Source organism: Saccharopolyspora sp. NPDC002686, from assembly GCF_040295745.1.
GTDB classification, from domain to species: Bacteria; Actinomycetota; Actinomycetes; order Mycobacteriales; family Pseudonocardiaceae; genus Saccharopolyspora; species Saccharopolyspora oryzae.
In genome coordinates, this window is sequence record NZ_JBEOVY010000164.1 from 1 (window position 1) to 16,501 (window position 16,501).

Here is a 16,501-nt window from a genome sequence, read left to right on the forward strand (position 1 = left end):
TCGTCGACGTCCTGCGGGCCTCGTTGGACGAGGTGCTGTGGGTGATCAACGTCTACGTCCTCGTCCTCGCTGGGCCTGCGCGGTCTCGGCGGACTGCTCGGCACGCGCCGCGCGCTCGGTAGCCGCGGCCTGTTGCCGCCCGGCCTCAGCGATCTGCTCGCGGGCTCGTTCCTGCGCTGCCTGAACTTCGGCCGCGGCCGCGGCCTTGGCCTGCTCGATGGCCTCGCGCGCTTCGGCGACCTGCTCGTCGGCTTCGCGGCGGGCGGCGGTCCTGGCGACCTCGGCTTCGTTGCGGGCGGCTTCGACGTCCTGCTGCGCCTGCTGCTGGGCTGCTCGCGCTTGCTCCACGGCATCGTCCCGTTCCTTGCGGGCGCGCTCGGCGTCGTGACCGGCCTGTTCGGCAGCGGCAGCGGCGTCCTCGGCCGCTTCGTCGGCGGCGGTGCGCGCCTGCTCGGCCTCGCGGCGCTGCTGCTGCGCGGTGGCCAAGGCCTGCTCGGCCTGCGCGATGCGGTGCGCGGCCTCGGCCTGGGCTGCTTGGATCTGCGCTTCGGCCGCGCTGGGATCGGTGATCGTAGCCAGTTCGTCGAGCCCGGCGCGAAGATTCCGGGTCAATTGCTCCGAAAGGAGGCGGTACTGCCGCACCAGCTCCTCGGCCCGCACCCGCGCCCCGTCGTACTCCGCCGACGGCGCGGGGACGTCGGGGAGCTGTTCCTGCGCGGCCTGCAGGCGCTGCCGCTGCTTCCAGGCCCGCCACCGGGTGTGCTCGGGAAGGTCGCAGTACTCCGCCGGTCGCCCGGGCCCGGAACTGCGCACGATCTCCCGCGAACACCCCGGGTACCGGCACACCCCGTCCTGCTCGGCAGCCACCTCACCCATGCCTGGACGGTACCGAAGCCGACCTCGACGACCCGGGTCGGGGACAATGGGCGCACCCCCGCACGTCGACCAGGAAGCACCCCCGCGTTGTCGCACCCGAACCCCACCCCGGCCGATCTCGCACTGCGCGCCGACTGCAGCAGCTGCGCCGGGCTGTGCTGCGTGGCCCTGCCCTTCGCCGCCTCCGCCGACTTCGCCGTCGACAAGGCCGCAGGAACGCCGTGCACGAACCTGCTGGCGGACTTCCGCTGCGGCATCCACGCCCACCTGCGCGAGCGCGGTTTCTCCGGGTGCACGGTCTTCGACTGCTTCGGCGCGGGCCAGAAGGTCACCCAGGTGACCTTCACCGACCGCGACTGGCGGCAGCACCCGGACAGCTCCGGGCAGATGTTCACCGCCTTCGCCGTGATGCGCCAGTTGCACGAACTGCTGTGGTACCTCGCCGACGCGCTGACCCGCCCGGCCGCCAGTGCCGTGCACGACGAGGTGCGCCGCGCGGCGCAGGAGGTCGACGCGCTCACCCGCAGCGACGCCGAGACGATCACCGGGGTCGATGTCGCCGCGGTGCGCCAGGACGTCAACACCTTGCTGGTGCGCACCAGCGAACTGGTCCGCGCCGAGGTCGGCGAGCGCACCAAGAACCACCGCAGCGCCGACCTCATCGGTGCCTCCAAGCGGGGTGCGAACTTGCGGGGCGCCAATTTGCGCGGAGCGCTGCTCATCGCCGCTGACCTGCGAGGAGCGGATCTGCGCTCGGCCGATGTGATCGGCGCGGACTTCCGCGACACCGACCTGCGCGGCGCCGACCTCACCGACGCCCTGTTCCTCACTCAGGCCCAGGTCAACGCCGCCAAGGGCGATGCCACAACTAAGATCCCCGCCAGGTTGGACCGCCCCGGGCACTGGTGATCAGCTGTTGTCCGGTGCCGGACGCAGCAGCCCGATCGCCGCGACGGCCAAACCGGCCAGCACCACCGCACCGATGATCCCCACGATGTTGATCCCGCTGGTGAACGCCTCCCGAGCAGCCTCGAGCACACCAGCGGTGGTCGGAGCGTGCTGCTGTTCGGCCAGCGCGACCGCTCCCGCGAGGGTTTCCCCGGCCTGAGCCGGTGCGCCCGACATCTGCGCCTGGTAGACGGCCGTGACCATCGTGCCCATCACCGCCACGCCGAGTCCGACGCCGAGCTCACCGCTGGTCTCCGAAAGCGCCGCAGCCGCCCCGGTGCGCTCCGGTGGTGCGCTGCCCACGACCAGATCGGTGGTCAGCACACCCATGGGGCTCAACCCGGCGGTGACCAGCGCAGTGGCCAGCACGGCAGCGGGCGCGCTGCTGCCGTCGAGCGCGGTGAACAGCACGAAGCCCACCACCGAGATCACCGCACCCGCCGCGATCACCCGTGCCGGGCCCCACCTCCGTGCCACCACGGGAGCCAGCAGCGAGGAGCCGGCCGAAGCGATGGCCACGACCGTCAACCACATCCCGGTCCGCAGCGGCGAGAGCCCGGCGACGCCTTGCAGGAACTGCGGAACCAGGTAGAACACCCCGTTGACCACCAGCAGTCCCATCAGCAGCAGCACCAGCGCCGTGCTGAAAGTGCGGTTGTTGAACAGCCGCACATCCACCAGCGGGTCGGACATGCGCCGCTGCCTGCGCACGAAGAGCGCTCCAGCGACCGCTCCGGTCACCAGCGCTGCCAGTGGGACGAGGTCGGGGCCGTGGTGGGCGATCTCCTTGAACCCGTGGACGACCGGCACGATCGTCAGCAGCGACAACAGCACGCTGACCGGATCGAGCCGACCTGCGTGCTGCGGACGGTGTTCGGGCAGCAGCCACGGTCCGAGCAGCAGCACCAGCGCCATGACCGGCACGGCCAGCAGGAACACCGAACCCCACCAGAACGCCTCCAGCAGCATCCCGCCGATCAGCGGGCCGACCGCCACACCGGCGGTGAACGTCGTCATCCACACCGCGATCGCCACCGACCGCTGCGCGGGATCGGTGAACATGGTGCGGATCAACGCCAGGGTGGAGGGCATCAGCGTCGCCCCGGTGATCCCCAGCAGCGCGCGGGCGGTGATGAGCAGTTCGGCACTGGGGGCGAACGCGGCCAGCAGCGACGCCGCGGCGAAGGCGGCTGAACCGATCAGCAGCAGCCGACGACGGCCGATCCGGTCGCCCAACGTGCCCATCGTGACGAGGAACCCGGCGATGAGGAACCCGTAGGCGTCCATGATCCACAACGCTTGGGTGCTGGTCGGGCGCAGTTGCGCGGTCAGGTGCGGCGCGGCGAGGTAGAGCACGCTGACGTCCATGGCCAGCACCAGCAGCGGCAGCGCGAGCACGGCCAGTCCAGCCCACTCCCGCGCCCCGGCGCGATTTCGTCGTTTCTCATCAACAGTCATGTGCCGATGCTCGAACTTCGAGATAACTCGAAGTCAATGCGGAATTTCCGCATCACCCGGGGTGTTGCGAACTCGACACGCGTCCACTGCCGACCGGCGGGGGACATCCGGGATTCCGGTGGGGGTTCGGAAGCGGATGGCATGATCAGCGGATGCGTCCCATCACCATCATCACCGGTGGCAGTCGAGGAATCGGCGCGGCCACCGCGTTGTGGCTGGCCCGCGCCGGACACGACCTCGCGCTCTGCTACCGCGGGAACCGCAGCAGCGCCGAGGAAGTCGCGGACCAGGTCACCTCGCACGGGGGGCGCTGCGTGCTGGTGCGCGCCGACGTCAGCCAGGAATCCGATGTGGACCGGCTGTTCGACGAGACCGCCGAGCAGCTGGGCCCGGTGACCGGTCTGGTCAACAACGCCGGGCTGACCGCGCACGTCGGCGACCTGGCCGACACCCCGGTCGAGGTGATCCGGCAGGTCATCGACGTCAACTTCCTCGGCACCGTGCTCTGCTCGCGCCGCGCCGCGCAGGTGATGTCCACCCGGCGCGGCGGGCCAGGCGGGGCGATCGTCAACGTCTCCTCCGGTGCCGCCACGCTCGGCGCGGCCCACGAGTACGTCCACTACGCCGGCGCCAAGGCCGCGGTGGACGCCTTCACCTCCGGTCTGGCCAAGGAGCTCGCCCAGGACGGGGTGCGGGTCAACGCGGTGGCACCGGGCCTGGTGCGCACCGACATCCACGCCGGTGCCGGTGTTCCCGAACGCCTCGAGACCGCCGTGTCGCGAGTGCCGATGGGCCGCGCCGGGGAACCCGAGGACATCGCGCCGGCCATCGGCTGGCTGCTCGGTCCGGAATCGGCCTACACCAGCGGGGCCGTGCTGCGCGTCGCCGGCGGGCTGTGAAGCGGAAAACCGGTTGCTGCGGCCCCTAACCTGGAGGTCGTGGGTGAGTCGTTGCTGGTCAACTTCGTCTACTGCCACCCGGTCGGGCATGCCGTGGAGGCGCTGCAGTACGCCCTGGGCTACCGGCGGGCCGATCCGGACCGGCGCATCGGGGTGGTGCTCAACTCCGCGACCGCGGTGCAGCTGGCCGACTGGTGCGACGCGATCGACGACGTGTACACAGTGGACATCGACGTGTTCGAGCCCCCTGGTCCCGAGGTCCTGGCGCACGTCCCGGCCGAGTGGGACTGGGTAGTCGACGACCCGCGCGGTCACCAGGCCTGGCAGCACCAGTACTTCCCCGGCCTGAAGCACTACTACGAGCTCGCCGCCCAGCACTTCCGCACCACCAACGGCCACACCCAGGTCGGCGCACCCGCACCGTCCTACCGACCGCGCAACCCGCTCCGGCTGGCGCTGCCGCAGCCCGCCCGGGACTGGGCCGCCGAGCTGCTGCCCGACCACGACGGCCCCACGATCGCCGTGCTGCCCGGTGGCAGCGCCGAACGCTGGCGCTACCCGTCGCTGGCGTCGTGGCAGCACGTCCTGGAGGCCTTCGCGCAACGCTGGCCGCAGGCCCGGTTCTGCCTGACCGGCAAGCACGCCGACGACGGGCGCACCAGCACCGGCTTCACCCGCGCGGAGTTCGAAGCCCTGGCCGAGGTCGCCCCGCACGCGGTGTGGGCCGTCGACGTCCCGCTGGCGCAGCAGCTGGCCGCGCTGCAGCGCTGCGACATGCTGCTGTCCCCGCACAGCGGATTCGCCTTCGCCGCGATGGCCGCGGGCACACCGTGGCTGGCGCTGGCGGGCAACGACTGGGCCGAGTACTACTTCAACCCCGGCGTGCCGTTCCACTCCGTGCTGCCCGACCTGCAGCGCTTCCCCTGCTACCTGCTGCTGGGCAACACCCCCGACCCGGTCGAGGACGACGGTCCCCGCTCCCCGAGCATGTCGGCGGCCCGCATCGACGCAGACCTGCCCGCGCTCCTCGACGGAGCGGCACTGCTGCTGGCCGGCCAGGACTTCGATACCGCGATGCGCGACCACGCTGCCCGTGTGCACGCGCTGTTCGGCGGCCGCACCGAGCTGATGTACTCAGTGGACGACCTGCTGGTCTCCTACCTCCCGGCCCCGCCTGAGCGATGAGGCCGCTGGAGGCCGTCACGGCGTGCGGAATCCCCGGAAGGTCACGCGTTTGCGGGTTTCGAAGCCCAACCGCTCGTAGAGGGCGATCGCGCCGGTGTTGGTTTCCACGACGTGCAGGAAAGGACGTTCACCGCGCGCCACGATGCGCGCGACGAGTGCGTTGATCAGGTGGGCGGCGTGGCCTCGCCCGCGCGCTTCGGGCGCGGTGCACACGGCGCTGATCTCGGTCCAGCCCGGCGGCCGGAGTCGCTCACCGGCCATGGCCACCAACGCACCGCCGTCGCGGATGCCGAGGTAGGTGCCGAGTTCGCGGGTGCGCGACCAGAACGGGCCCGGACGGGTCCGCTCGACCAGGTCCAGCATGTCCGGCACGTCCTGCTCACCCAGCTCGACCACACCGGTGGTCGCCGCGGGATCCGGCCGGTCGTGGCCGGCCCAGATCATCTGGAGACCGTCGAGTTCGAAGACCGGTTCCCAGTCCGACGGCGGTGTTGCCGCGCAGCTGAACATGTCGGCGAACTGCCCGGGCCCGAGCAACCGGGCCAGGTCGTTCCAGGCGTCCGGCTCCGAGGTGATCGACGAGAACGTCGCAACGCCCGGCGCGTAGGTGGCGGCCCGGCCGATTCGACGAGCCAGGTGCGCGTGGTTCCCGCGGAGCGACTCACCCACCGGATCGTCGAGTACGGCGACCTGACACTCCACCATCGTGCTGAGCCTCTCCTGCTCGGGAACCGTGCCCGGTCATCGTACGGACCACCGGGCCGTCCGATCCCGGGGGCGTCGCGGGGATGTCCAGCGCTGATCGGGGTTGTAGTGGAAGGATTGCTGCCGTGCTTACTTGCGTCGCGTTGTTGCGCGCGGTCAACCTCGGATCGCGCGGCAGTCTCGCCATGGCTGATCTGCGAACCGCGATCAGCGACCTCGGTGGTCGTGATGTGACGACGTACCTGCGCAGCGGCAACGTCGTGTTCACCACCGCAGAACACGACCCGCGGGTGGTGGAGCAGCAGGTACGAGCCCACTTGGCCACCGACCTGGGGTTGGACACTGCGGTCCTGGTCCGCACCGCCGCCGAGATCACCGCCGTGGCCGAATCCCACCCCTTCGCCGGGCAGCAGGACGACCTGGCCAAGCTGCACGTGGCGTTCCTGGCCGCCGAGCCTGATGCCGAACGGGTCGCGGCGCTGGACGTGCCTGCTGGAGCCTCCGAGCAGATGCTGCTGCGAGGCCGCGAGCTGTACCTGCACTACCCGGCCGGTGCGGGGCGCTCCAAGGTCACCGCCGCCTACCTCCAGCGCCGCTTGGGCGTGGAGCTGACCGCCCGAAACTGGCGGACGGTGACCGCACTGGCCGAGCTCGCGGGCGACCACCCGACCTCCGGGTGAGCAGCGATCACCCATGCCGCGGAGCAATCAGGATTCCGCGGCCAAGCCAGATCAGCTGACGTCCGCCCGTGCGGCAGTCCCGTTCTCGCGCTGCTTGGCGTGGAAGCGCGCTTTCTTCTGACGATTCCCGCACGTGTTCATGTCGCACCACTTGCGGGTGCGGCTTTGGCTGGTGTCGAAGAAGGCGGCGCGGCAGGTCGGTGAGGCGCACAAGGCCAGTTTTCCGTCTCGTTCGCCTGCGATGATGCTGATCGCGTCGGCGGCGATCACGCTGAGGGCATCTTCCACGCTGCAAGCCGAGCTGAGCTGCCATCGCCGCTTGCCCTCAGGCGTCAGGACAGCCGCGGCCCGACCCTGAGCGCTGCAGTCGTTGATGACTTGGACAGCAGATGCGGGGAGGTCGTCCTGGATCGCGGTCGCGGTGGCGGCGGCGTGGATCGATTCCCTCAGTTCCCGAGCGAGGTCGAGCTGGGCGGTGGTGCAGGAGTCCACGGCGAGGTCGTTCACCGCCAGCCAGTCGATGAGCCGGTGCGGGGTGGGAATGCGCTCGACCGCGTCGCCCTGACGCTCCGTCAGAGTCGCCGTGAAGCTGGTCGCCAGCACGTTACCGAGGCGGAATTCGGGGAACTCGGCACGCATGGAACCACCTTAGCAGGTTGCACACCGGCATGAAGACAGGTAGAACCGCCTTAGCCGGTTCCACCATGGCCAGGAGGTCTCATGCCCCGTCCAACCAGCGACGTGCAAGCATTCGAAGCCCACGCAACTGACGCCGAGCTCGACGATCTGCGCGCGCGACTGGCCGCGGCGCGGCTACCGGAGGCCGAGACGGTCCACCGCGCCGCACCCGACGCCCGCCGATGGGACCAGGGCGTTCCGCTCGCCGACCTCGTCGACGTCGTGGACTACTGGCGCACCGAGTACGACTGGCGGTCGTTCGAAGAGCGCCTCAACCGCATCGGCCAGTTCCGCACGACCATCGATGGTCTGGGAATCCACTTCCTGCACCGCCGATCCGCCCGCGCGGACGCCACTCCTCTGGTCCTCACGCACGGCTGGCCGGACAGCATCGTTCGGTTCATCGACGCAGTGGACGAGCTGGCAGATCCGAAAGATGCCGATGCGCCGGCGTTCCACGTCGTAGTCCCGTCGCTACCGGGCTTCGGTTACAGCGACAAGCCGGCCACAACCGGGTGGGGAACCGAGAAGATCGCGGCCGCATGGGTGGAACTGATGGGAAGGCTCGGCTACAGCGAGTTCACCGCCCACGGCGGCGACTGGGGAGGCAACATCACCACAGTTCTCGGTGGCCGGTTCCCCACACACGTCCTCGGCATCCACACCACGTTCGCGGAAGGACCGCCCGGGTTGACAACCGACGGACTGACGGCGGTCGAGCGCGAGTGGGTCGAGGAAACCCGTGATTTCTGGCGCCACCGCGCGGCGTACGCGAAGCAGCAGGCGACCCGACCGCAGACCATCGGCTACTCGCTCGTCGACTCACCGGTCGGGCTCCTCGCCTGGATCCTCGACAAGTTCGCCGAGTGGTCGGACACCGAGGACAGCCCGTTCGAAACGATGTCCAGGGACAGGATTCTCGACGACGTCACCCTGTACTGGCTGACGCGGACCGGCGCATCGGCGGCCCGCATCTACTACGAAAGCCACAACTCGCTGGACCCCGAACTCCGGGTCGACGTCCCCTCAGCACTCACCATGTACCCCCGCGACGTCGAGAAGTGCCCGCGCCCCTGGGCGCAGGAGCGGTACCGGCAGATCGTCCGGTGGAAGTCACCCGAAGCCGGAGGGCATTTCCCGTCGCTGGAGGTTCCCCAGTACTTCGTCAAGGACCTCCGAGAAGGCCTCGCAGCAGTGCTGGCCGCCAATCGGTGACCGCGTCAGCCTGGACACGACTTGGCCGGCATGGCGGATCACGCCCGCTCCGGGGTCCCGTAGAGCTCGGTGAGCAGCCGGGTGGCCTTGTCGGCGAGCGGGTGCGGGTCGTCGCGCCACCAGATCAGCCGGACCGGGATCGGCGCGGCGTCGCGCACCGGGCGGAACACCACACCGGGCCGGGGGTACTGGGCGACGGTGCCTTCCGCGGTGATGCCGACGCAGCGACCGGTGGCGATCACGGTCAACCAGTCGTCGACCTCGTGGGTGTACTCCACGGCCGGTCGCTTCTCCGGTGGCCACAGGTCGGTGGTCGTGGTGCCCGAACGCCGGTCGATGAGCACCGTCCGGTCGCTGATCTCGGCGAGGCGGACGAAGCGGCGGCGCGCCCACGGGTCGTCGGCGGCCATCGCGAGGTGACGTCGTTCCAACCCGACGATCACCCCGTCGAAGCGCCGCTGGTCGGGTTCGGTGCGCACCACGGCGATGTCGCAGGCACCTTCGGCGAGCCCGCCGGTGGCGGAGTTGGTGCGCACCAGCTGCAGTTCGGTTTCGGGGAACAGCCGCGCCCAGCGGCGCTGGAACTGCACGGTGTGGCGGCCCATCGCCGACCAGGCGTAGCCGATGCGCAGGTGGGTGTGCCCGGTGGTGGCTTCGCGCACCAGGTCGTCGGTTTCGGCCAGGACGCGGCGGGCGCGGGCCAGCACCCGCGAGCCGGCCGCGGTCGGGGCGACCTCGCGGCTGGTGCGCCGCAGCAGCCGCACGCCGAGCGCTGCCTCCAGCGAGGCCAAGGTGCGGGAGACGGCGGCCTGCGAGACGCCGAGGTCGATGGCCGCGTCGGTGAAGGTGCCCGCGTCGACGATCGCGACCAGGCAGCGCAACTGCCGCAACTCCACATCCATAACCACAGCGTATCGCTGCGACGCCGCATGCATTTTGCGAATGCGGTCGCCGGGCGCAAGCTCACGGCATGCAGACGACCACCACAGCTCCCGCGGCGGGCTCGGCGACCGCCGGTCGCGGCGCGGGTTTCGCGATGCTGCTCGGCAGCGGGTTCTCCAACCAGCTCGGTGCGGCGATCGGTTCGATGGCGTTCCCGGTGATCGGTCCGGCCGGTGTGGTGGCAGTGCGGCAGTGGATCGCCGCGGTGCTGCTGCTCGGCGTCGGACGCCCGCAGCTGCGGGCGTTCACGCTGCCCCAGTGGCGTCTCGTGCTGGCGCTGGCAGCGGTGTTCGCGACGATGAACCTCTCGCTCTACGCCGCCATCGATCGCATCGGGCTCGGGCTGGCGGTGACGCTGGAGTTCCTGGGACCGCTGGCGGTGGCGCTGGCCGGCTCGCGGCGGCTGATGGACCTGGGCTGCGCGGTGATCGCAGCGGCCGGAGTGGTGGTGCTGACCCGCCCGCAACCCACCACCGACTACGCCGGGATCGGCTTGGCGCTGCTGGCCGCGGTGTGCTGGGCCAGCTACATCCTGCTCAACCGCGAGGTGGGGCGGCGGCTGCCGGGCGCGCAGGGTTCGGCGGCGGCCGCCGGGGTTTCCGGGTTGGTGTTCGTGCCGATCGGCGTTCTCGTGCTGGTCAACCACCCGCCGACCGCCGGGGCCCTGGTGTGCGCGGCCGGGGCGGGTCTGCTGGCCTCGGCGGTGCCGTTCCTGGTGGACCTGCTGGCGCTGCGGCGGATTCCGGCGGCGGCGTTCGGGATCTTCATGAGCGTCAACCCGGTGCTGGCGGCGGGGATCGGTGTGGTGGTGCTGGGTGAGCCCCTGCAGGTGGCGCAGTGGCTGAGCATCGGGGCGATCGTGGCCGCCAACGCCATCAGCGTCACGTCCCGGCTGCGGCGCAGCGCACCCGGGACGGTTGTGGAGTCCACTCCATGATCGCGGCCGGCAGCTCCGATCGTGGAGCTGCCGGCCCGACTTCACTTCAGGTGCCGGGCGAAGAACCTGGCCGCGTCCTCCCCCGCGAACTGCGGGACGCCGGTGTGCCCGCCCATGTTGGCGTGCAGCGTCTTCTCCTCGGAGCCGAAGGCGTCGAACAGGTCCAGGGCCCGCTGCCGATCGTTGCCTTCGTCGTCCCACTGCAGCAGGACGTGCAGCGGAATGGTGATCTGCCGGGCCTCGTCGAGCATGGCGGCGGGCACGAAACTCCCGGCGAAGAATCCGGCGGCCGAGATGCGCGGCTCGACCACGGCCAACCGGATGCCGATGGCGATCACGCCTCCCGAGTACCCGACCGGGCCGCCGATCTCGGGCAGCGAGAGCAGAGCGTCCAGGACGGCCCGCCATTCCGGGACCGCCTCGTCGACCAGCGGGAGGACCAGCCGGTCGACGATCTCGTCGCTGACCGGCTCACCGGCGTCCAGTGCCTGGCGCAGGTCGGCGCGGGCCTGCTCGGCGGTGGCCAAGCGGGGTCGGTCGCCGCTGCCGGGCAGCTCGATGGTGGCCGTGGCGAAGCCTTCCGCCGCCGAGCGCCGGGCCCGGCCCACCAGTCGGGGGTACATCTTGTGCAGTCCGCCGGGGTGGCCGAGCAGGATCAGCGGTGCCGGTGCGGATGCGGGTGTCCACAGGATGCCGGGGACCTCACCGAGGGTGAACTCGCGCTCGAGGACACCGTCGTCGAGGCGCTGTTCGGCAGTGAATCGCATGGTCGTGCCTTTCGGGAGTGCTCGTGACGGCGCTCCCGGACGACCTATCGCCCGACCGTGACCCCGGAGGGGAGCACCCATGTCGATGCGTTCACGGGTACCACCTCCTCGTTCTCTCGCACGGCCTCCGGAAAGCTAGCAGTGGTCGCCGTGATCCGCCAACGGTTTTTCGCGGCGATCGGGAACGCCCGGGGTCATCCGATCGGGGCAACCTGACTGCTCCACGGGAGCGAAACCTGCGCGTTCGTCCGCGAATGTCGAGTTCGCGTACCTAGGGTCGGCGGGACCGACATCAGGTGCCCGCCGGCCGGGCGTCGTCGAGGACTGGAGTGCTGGGCTCAACGGGCCGCGATGTCGTCCGGATGCGGGGCGCTGCCAGGGTCGCGCGTCGACGTCGACCGACGGGAGTGTGCTCGATGACCAACCGACGCTGGCACGCAGTGATCGCCGCGCTCGCCACCGCGGGACTCGCCCTGAGCATCCCGGCACCGGTCCAGGCCGCGGGAGCCGACGAACCCGCCCCGGCCGCCAAGCAGAACACGATGCTGCTGGTGCATGGCTACAACCCCGAACCGCCCACCAAGTGCAACGAGTCGACCTGGGACACGGCCCTGCAGTACTTCCACGACAGCGGCGGCCGGGATCGCTCCTCGATGCGCACGATCGGCTACTACAAGGGCGATGCCGAGCACTGCGATGACGTGATCGGTGATGGCGAGGCGACCCGCGACCGCCCGATCCAGGACATCGCGAAGGACTTCGCGAACTACATCTACCGGAACTACACCAGCAAGGGCGAGAACGTCGACATCGTCGCGCACTCGATGGGCGGGCTGATCACCCGCGTCGCGGTGCTGGGCACCGGTGAGGGCTGGAAGGGGTTCCCGCCGAAGGTGGCCGTGGACAACATCGTCACGCTCGGCACCCCGCACCAGGGCTTGATCAACGGGTGCAGCAATCCCGATGCCAGTCCGGACGACAACTGCACGGGGCAGTGGAACCAGATGACCCCGAAGAGCGAGGGCGGATCGGGGTTCATCGAGAAGCTGCACGAGTCCGCGCCGGGTCGAGGTGACCGGGGTCTGGACGATCCGTGGGCCGCCGGGATCGACTGGAGCCTCGCCGGGTCCCTGGAGGACCAGACGGTGTCGTACTACTCCGGTATCGACAAGGGCCACTTCGCGCACCAGAAGTACGGCTACGACGAGGATCTCAGCGACAACGGCATTCCCGACTGCTCGGACCCGAACGTCAGCCACAGCGGTCTGCGCAAGCTCAAGGGCGCGGGCGGCTTCTGCTTGCGCTACTGGCACCACGGAGCCGATGGCGGGCCCTTCACCACCGAGAACGGTTGGTCCCCGCTGAAGGTGGCGTTCAAGGCCGCCACGTACAAGGGTGACGACCTGCCGCGGTGACGACCGAGCACCCTTGATCATTTCGTCACCGTGACAGTACTGATCAAGGGTGCTCGGGTGGCTCACCACATGGACAGATCGCGGGCCGTGGCGGTTCGGGACACCGCGTCGAAACGCCGCAGAAGGCCCCCTTCCGCCAACCGGGGCCAGCCGGGATCTCCGGTGGTGGCGAAGGAGATCCACGCGGCGTGCATCTCCTTCGCCAACGCCTCCGGCGGATCCCCCGCCCCGAGCAACCCCCGCGGGCCGCGCAGCACCGGCAGGTCGAGCAGGTCGAAGACGAACGGCAGCTCGACCGAGTGCGCCGCACCGAGCTGACCGTCCACAGCGGACGAACCCCAGGCGAACTCGTAGACGTGCGCATTGCCGTGGGCATCAGCCAGCCTGCGACCGCCGGCTGCGAACATCGCGTCACCGAGGATCGCCGAGCGCAGCTCGCCGTGACCGGCCCCCGGCCGCTGCGCCCGGTAGGCCGCGATCAGCGCGTCCGGATCCCGGTGCACGCGGGTGGCGAGTTCGCGCACGTCAGCGGAGGTCGAGGTGGCCAGATCCCCTTGCGGTGCGAGGTAGAGGTTGCCTTCCTCGGAGTTGGAACCCACGAGCAGGTCCACGTCCGCCAAGTCGCTGTCGGCGGGCTGGCGCTCGAGAACCACGTCGAACGGGGTGAGCCCCACCAGAGGATCGAACTCCCGCTCCGTCTGCAGGTCCAGGCCGCCGAGCTCCGGCATGATCTCGACCAGCCGCTCGTCCGGTACGGCGCCGAATCCAGCGGCGTTCGGCTCGACGCCGAGAGCCGTGGCCGCCGCGCGGGTCACCACCGCGGCCTGCTCCGGGGAGAACGCCCCGAGCCCGTTGCCGCTCTGCACGATCGCGCGCCGGAACAACCCGCTGGCCTCGGGATCGGCGAGCAGCGCGGCGACGAGCGTGGCACCAGCGGACTGGCCGAACACCGTGACATTGCCCGGATCGCCGCCGAAAGCGTCGACGTTGTCCTGCACCCACCGCAGCGCGGCGATGATGTCGAGCAGTCCGCGGTTGCGCGCGGCACCGGGCACATCGAGGAACCCGGTGATGCCCAGCCGGTAGTTCACCGTCACCAGAACCACACCATCGCGGGCGAACGCACTGCCGTCGTAGAGCGGGGACCGGGTCGAACCGGAGACGAACCCACCGCCGTGCACGAAGACCATCACCGGGCAGCCCTGAGCCTGCTGCGGCGCCCAGACGTTGACGGTGAGGTAGTCCTCCCCGCGGACCCAGCCAGGGCCGAAGAACGGTGACATGTCCAGCGCGGCGAACCCGCCCCGGCGCGCCTGGGGTGCGGTCGGCCCGGGAAGACCGGCATCGCGAACGCCTGACCAGGGCTGATGCGCGGCAGGCGGGGCGAACCGGTCGATACCCCGGGGCGCAGCGGCATACGGGATGCCCAGGAAGCGCCGCACGCTGCCGCTGGTGGTTCCGCGCACGGCTCCGCGGGTGGTGGTCACGATGGGGTCGGACACCAGTTGTCCTCCTGTCAGATCCGGGCGAACGGTGCCCACGACTTGATGGCGAACTTCTCGCCCTCCCGCACGACTTCCGCACCGCCGTGCCCGCCGAGATGCGCGGGCAGCACCAGGGTGCTGGTGTCGGCGGCCTGCCCCAGCACCTTGCGCCGGGTGGCCCGCGCCTGGACCGGGTCCTCGCAGAAGCAGCTGTTGGCATCGGGTTCGAGGAACTGCACCGGGGCGTGCAGCATGTCCCCGATGAACAGCGCCCGATCACCACCGGAATCCAAGCTCAGCACCGACGATCCGGGGGTGTGCCCCGGTGCGAGGACCAGGCGCAGGTTGTCGTCGATGACGTGCTCGCCCTCCCACAGCAGGGTTTGGCCCGCTCGGTGCACCGGAGCAACGCTGTCGTGGAAGGTGTTGCGGGAATCGGGGCGCTGCGCCGAGGGGTGGCCGTTGGCGGGGTTCCAGAAGTCGAAGTCGGCGCGCGAGATCAGGTAGGTCGCGTTGGGGAACGTCGGCACCCAGTCCTCGCCCTCCAGCCGCGTGTTCCAGCCGACGTGGTCGATGTGCAGGTGGGTGTTGATGACCAGGTCGACGTCCTCGGGCCGGACCCCGGCACGGGCGAGGTCGCCGAGAAAGTCGGTGTCGAGGTGGTCCCACAACTCGGTGTCCGGCCGCTCCTTGTGGTTGCCGACGCCGGTGTCGACCAGGATCGTCCGCCCCTGGCTGCGCAGCACCCAGGTCTGCACCGCGCACACGCACTCGTCCGCGGCCGGGTCCAGGAAGTCCGGCACCAGCCACGACTCGTTGTCCCGCCACGTCTGCGCCGGCGCATCCGGCACGAAGGCGGACGGCGCCATCGCGATCGACCCGTAGTACTCGACGACCCGGGTGATCTCGACCCCGCCCAGCACGATTTCTCGCATGATTGCTCCGAAAGGCTCTCGATTCAGCTCTGCCCGAGCCTGCGCCCAGTGGTGTCCCCGCAACCAGCCCCGGCTGTGCGTACCACTGACAGGGTCAGGCTCACCGGCAGCGCTGAAGGCATAGTGGGGGCATGGGCAGTTCAGGTCACCTCGGCGAGTTCCTGCGAGCGCGGCGGGCACGTCTACAACCGGAAGACGTCGGGCTGATCACGCCACCGGGTCACCGCCGCGTTGCCGGACTGCGCCGCGAAGAACTCGCGCAGCTGGCGGGCGTCAGCGTCTCGTACTACACGCGCCTGGAGCAGAACCAGTCGACCAACGCCTCCGACGGCGTGCTCGACGCCCTGGCCACCGCACTGCGCCTGGACGATCACGAACGCACCCACCTGCACGAACTCGCCGCCCAACGTCCCCGCCCGCACAAACGCCCTCCGGTGGAGCGCGTCAACGCGATGACCCGCGAACTGCTGCGGTCGCTGGGCAACGTGCCCGCGCTGGTCGTCGGCCGGCGAACCGATGTGCTGGCCTGGACGCCGATGGGGCACGCCCTGCTGGCCGGGCACATCGACCCGACCGCCCCGGACCACCCGGGGCAGCGCCCCAACCTGGTCCGGATGCTGTTCCTGGACCCGCACACCCGCGAGCTCTACGCGGACTGGGACCGCAAGGCGCGGGGACTGGTGGCCAGCCTCCGGATCGCCGCAGGCCGTCACCCCGAGGACGCGCTGCTGGCTTCGCTGGTCGGCGAGCTGTCGGTGAAGTGCCCGGAGTTCGTCGCGCTGTGGGGCGACCACCGGGCCAAACCCTGCGTGGGTGACTCGTTCCGGCTGCGCCACCCGCTGGTCGGCGAGCTCACCATCACCCAGCAGAGCCTCCAGCTCACCCACTCCCCGGAGCAGTCCCTCGTCGTGGTCACCACCGAGGACAATTCCCCCTCCACCGACACCCTCGAACTCCTTGGCCAGCTGACGGCGGGCGTTGCAGGACGAAGAACGCTCAGTCACCGCTGAAGGCGGCGTTCAAGGCCGCAGCGTCAGATCACCGCGGCCGCCGCGTCGTGGCCGTGGATCCAGCGCAGCGTGGCGTCGATGCCGGCCAGCTCGGCGTCACGACGACCGACCTGCGGTCCGTCAGGCAAGTGCAGCAGGTCCGAGGCCACCCACGAGGAACGCTGAACCTGGCGGGTGCGGGTGCGGCGCAGCTGTTCGTAGCGGCGCAACGCGGTGGTGTGGTCGTCGTGGCGGGCCAGCAGTTCAGCGAGGGTGGCGGCGTCCTCGATGGTCTGGTTGGCGCCCTGTCCGTGGTGGGGAAGCATGGCGTGCGCGGCGTCGCCGAGCAGCACGGTGCGGCCGCGATGCCAGCGGTTGAGCGGGCTCT

Annotated in this window: 17 protein-coding genes; 8 read left to right on the forward strand and 9 right to left on the reverse strand. The window is 70.4% G+C overall.

What is annotated here, in order from left to right; genetic code table 11:
* Nucleotides 1-45: 45 nt before the first annotated feature.
* Entirely contained in the window at nucleotides 46-876 is an 831-nt protein-coding gene (locus ABTZ89_RS21420; RefSeq protein ID WP_351047366.1) for a coiled-coil domain-containing protein, read from the reverse strand.
* 87 nt (nucleotides 877-963) lie between these two features.
* Between ABTZ89_RS21420 and ABTZ89_RS21425 the strand changes: the two genes are divergently transcribed.
* The gene (locus ABTZ89_RS21425) at nucleotides 964-1,785 is read left to right on the forward strand and encodes a pentapeptide repeat-containing protein (protein WP_351047369.1); all 822 of its coding nucleotides are present in this window, start codon (nucleotides 964-966) and stop codon (nucleotides 1,783-1,785) included.
* Here ABTZ89_RS21425 and ABTZ89_RS21430 read toward each other — a convergent pair whose 3' ends face one another.
* Nucleotides 1,786-3,282: an MFS transporter gene (locus ABTZ89_RS21430; protein WP_351047372.1), complete on the reverse strand. Its 1,497-nt coding sequence runs from the start codon at nucleotides 3,280-3,282 to the stop codon at nucleotides 1,786-1,788.
* Between the two features lie 152 nt (nucleotides 3,283-3,434).
* Here ABTZ89_RS21430 and ABTZ89_RS21435 point away from each other — a divergent pair, with 152 nt between their 5' ends.
* Both ABTZ89_RS21435 and ABTZ89_RS21440 read left to right on the forward strand, forming a co-directional pair.
* Entirely contained in the window at nucleotides 3,435-4,181 is a 747-nt protein-coding gene (locus ABTZ89_RS21435; RefSeq protein WP_351047375.1) for an SDR family oxidoreductase, read from the forward strand.
* A 39-nt stretch (nucleotides 4,182-4,220) separates the two neighbouring features.
* Complete coding sequence (locus tag ABTZ89_RS21440) at nucleotides 4,221-5,366, forward strand: glycosyltransferase family 9 protein (RefSeq protein ID WP_351047378.1); 1,146 nt, start codon at nucleotides 4,221-4,223, stop codon at nucleotides 5,364-5,366.
* 15 nt (nucleotides 5,367-5,381) lie between these two features.
* On the opposite strand, the gene ABTZ89_RS21445 is transcribed toward ABTZ89_RS21440, so the two are convergent.
* A complete protein-coding gene (locus ABTZ89_RS21445; protein WP_351047381.1) occupies nucleotides 5,382-6,071 on the reverse strand; it encodes a GNAT family N-acetyltransferase in 690 nt (229 codons plus the stop codon).
* An 83-nt stretch (nucleotides 6,072-6,154) separates the two neighbouring features.
* On the opposite strand from ABTZ89_RS21445, the gene ABTZ89_RS21450 reads away from it, so the two are divergent.
* Entirely contained in the window at nucleotides 6,155-6,751 is a 597-nt protein-coding gene (locus ABTZ89_RS21450; RefSeq protein ID WP_351047384.1) for a DUF1697 domain-containing protein, read from the forward strand.
* Nucleotides 6,752-6,802: 51 nt separating this feature from the next.
* Here the strand turns inward: ABTZ89_RS21450 and ABTZ89_RS21455 are convergent, their stop codons facing one another.
* Nucleotides 6,803-7,390, reverse strand: coding sequence for a CGNR zinc finger domain-containing protein (locus tag ABTZ89_RS21455; RefSeq protein ID WP_351047387.1), 588 nt, complete (start codon nucleotides 7,388-7,390; stop codon nucleotides 6,803-6,805).
* Nucleotides 7,391-7,471: 81 nt separating this feature from the next.
* Between ABTZ89_RS21455 and ABTZ89_RS21460 the strand changes: the two genes are divergently transcribed.
* Nucleotides 7,472-8,644, forward strand: a complete 1,173-nt coding sequence (locus ABTZ89_RS21460; protein WP_351047390.1) for an epoxide hydrolase family protein — start codon at nucleotides 7,472-7,474, stop codon at nucleotides 8,642-8,644.
* A 38-nt stretch (nucleotides 8,645-8,682) separates the two neighbouring features.
* On the opposite strand, the gene ABTZ89_RS21465 is transcribed toward ABTZ89_RS21460, so the two are convergent.
* The gene (locus ABTZ89_RS21465) at nucleotides 8,683-9,546 is read right to left on the reverse strand and encodes a LysR family transcriptional regulator (RefSeq protein ID WP_351047393.1); all 864 of its coding nucleotides are present in this window, start codon (nucleotides 9,544-9,546) and stop codon (nucleotides 8,683-8,685) included.
* 68 nt (nucleotides 9,547-9,614) lie between these two features.
* Between ABTZ89_RS21465 and ABTZ89_RS21470 the strand changes: the two genes are divergently transcribed.
* A complete protein-coding gene (locus ABTZ89_RS21470; protein WP_351047396.1) occupies nucleotides 9,615-10,523 on the forward strand; it encodes an EamA family transporter in 909 nt (302 codons plus the stop codon).
* Nucleotides 10,524-10,564: 41 nt separating this feature from the next.
* On the opposite strand, the gene ABTZ89_RS21475 is transcribed toward ABTZ89_RS21470, so the two are convergent.
* Nucleotides 10,565-11,290 carry a dienelactone hydrolase family protein gene (locus ABTZ89_RS21475; RefSeq protein WP_351047399.1) on the reverse strand — a complete coding sequence of 242 codons (726 nt, stop codon included), beginning with the start codon at nucleotides 11,288-11,290 and terminating at the stop codon, nucleotides 10,565-10,567.
* Nucleotides 11,291-11,706: 416 nt separating this feature from the next.
* Between ABTZ89_RS21475 and ABTZ89_RS21480 the strand changes: the two genes are divergently transcribed.
* Nucleotides 11,707-12,705: an esterase/lipase family protein gene (locus ABTZ89_RS21480; RefSeq protein WP_270950349.1), complete on the forward strand. Its 999-nt coding sequence runs from the start codon at nucleotides 11,707-11,709 to the stop codon at nucleotides 12,703-12,705.
* A gap of 62 nt (nucleotides 12,706-12,767) precedes the next feature.
* Here the strand turns inward: ABTZ89_RS21480 and ABTZ89_RS21485 are convergent, their stop codons facing one another.
* Complete coding sequence (locus ABTZ89_RS21485) at nucleotides 12,768-14,207, reverse strand: carboxylesterase/lipase family protein (protein ID WP_351047403.1); 1,440 nt, start codon at nucleotides 14,205-14,207, stop codon at nucleotides 12,768-12,770.
* A gap of 14 nt (nucleotides 14,208-14,221) precedes the next feature.
* A complete protein-coding gene (locus tag ABTZ89_RS21490; protein WP_351047406.1) occupies nucleotides 14,222-15,124 on the reverse strand; it encodes an MBL fold metallo-hydrolase in 903 nt (300 codons plus the stop codon).
* Between the two features lie 131 nt (nucleotides 15,125-15,255).
* Between ABTZ89_RS21490 and ABTZ89_RS21495 the strand changes: the two genes are divergently transcribed.
* Nucleotides 15,256-16,134 (forward strand): helix-turn-helix transcriptional regulator, encoded by an 879-nt coding sequence (locus ABTZ89_RS21495; protein WP_351047409.1) that lies wholly within the window; start codon nucleotides 15,256-15,258, stop codon nucleotides 16,132-16,134.
* A gap of 23 nt (nucleotides 16,135-16,157) precedes the next feature.
* Here the strand turns inward: ABTZ89_RS21495 and ABTZ89_RS21500 are convergent.
* On the reverse strand, nucleotides 16,158-16,501 hold a 344-nt coding region (locus ABTZ89_RS21500; RefSeq protein ID WP_351047412.1), incomplete at its 5' end, for an FAD-dependent monooxygenase.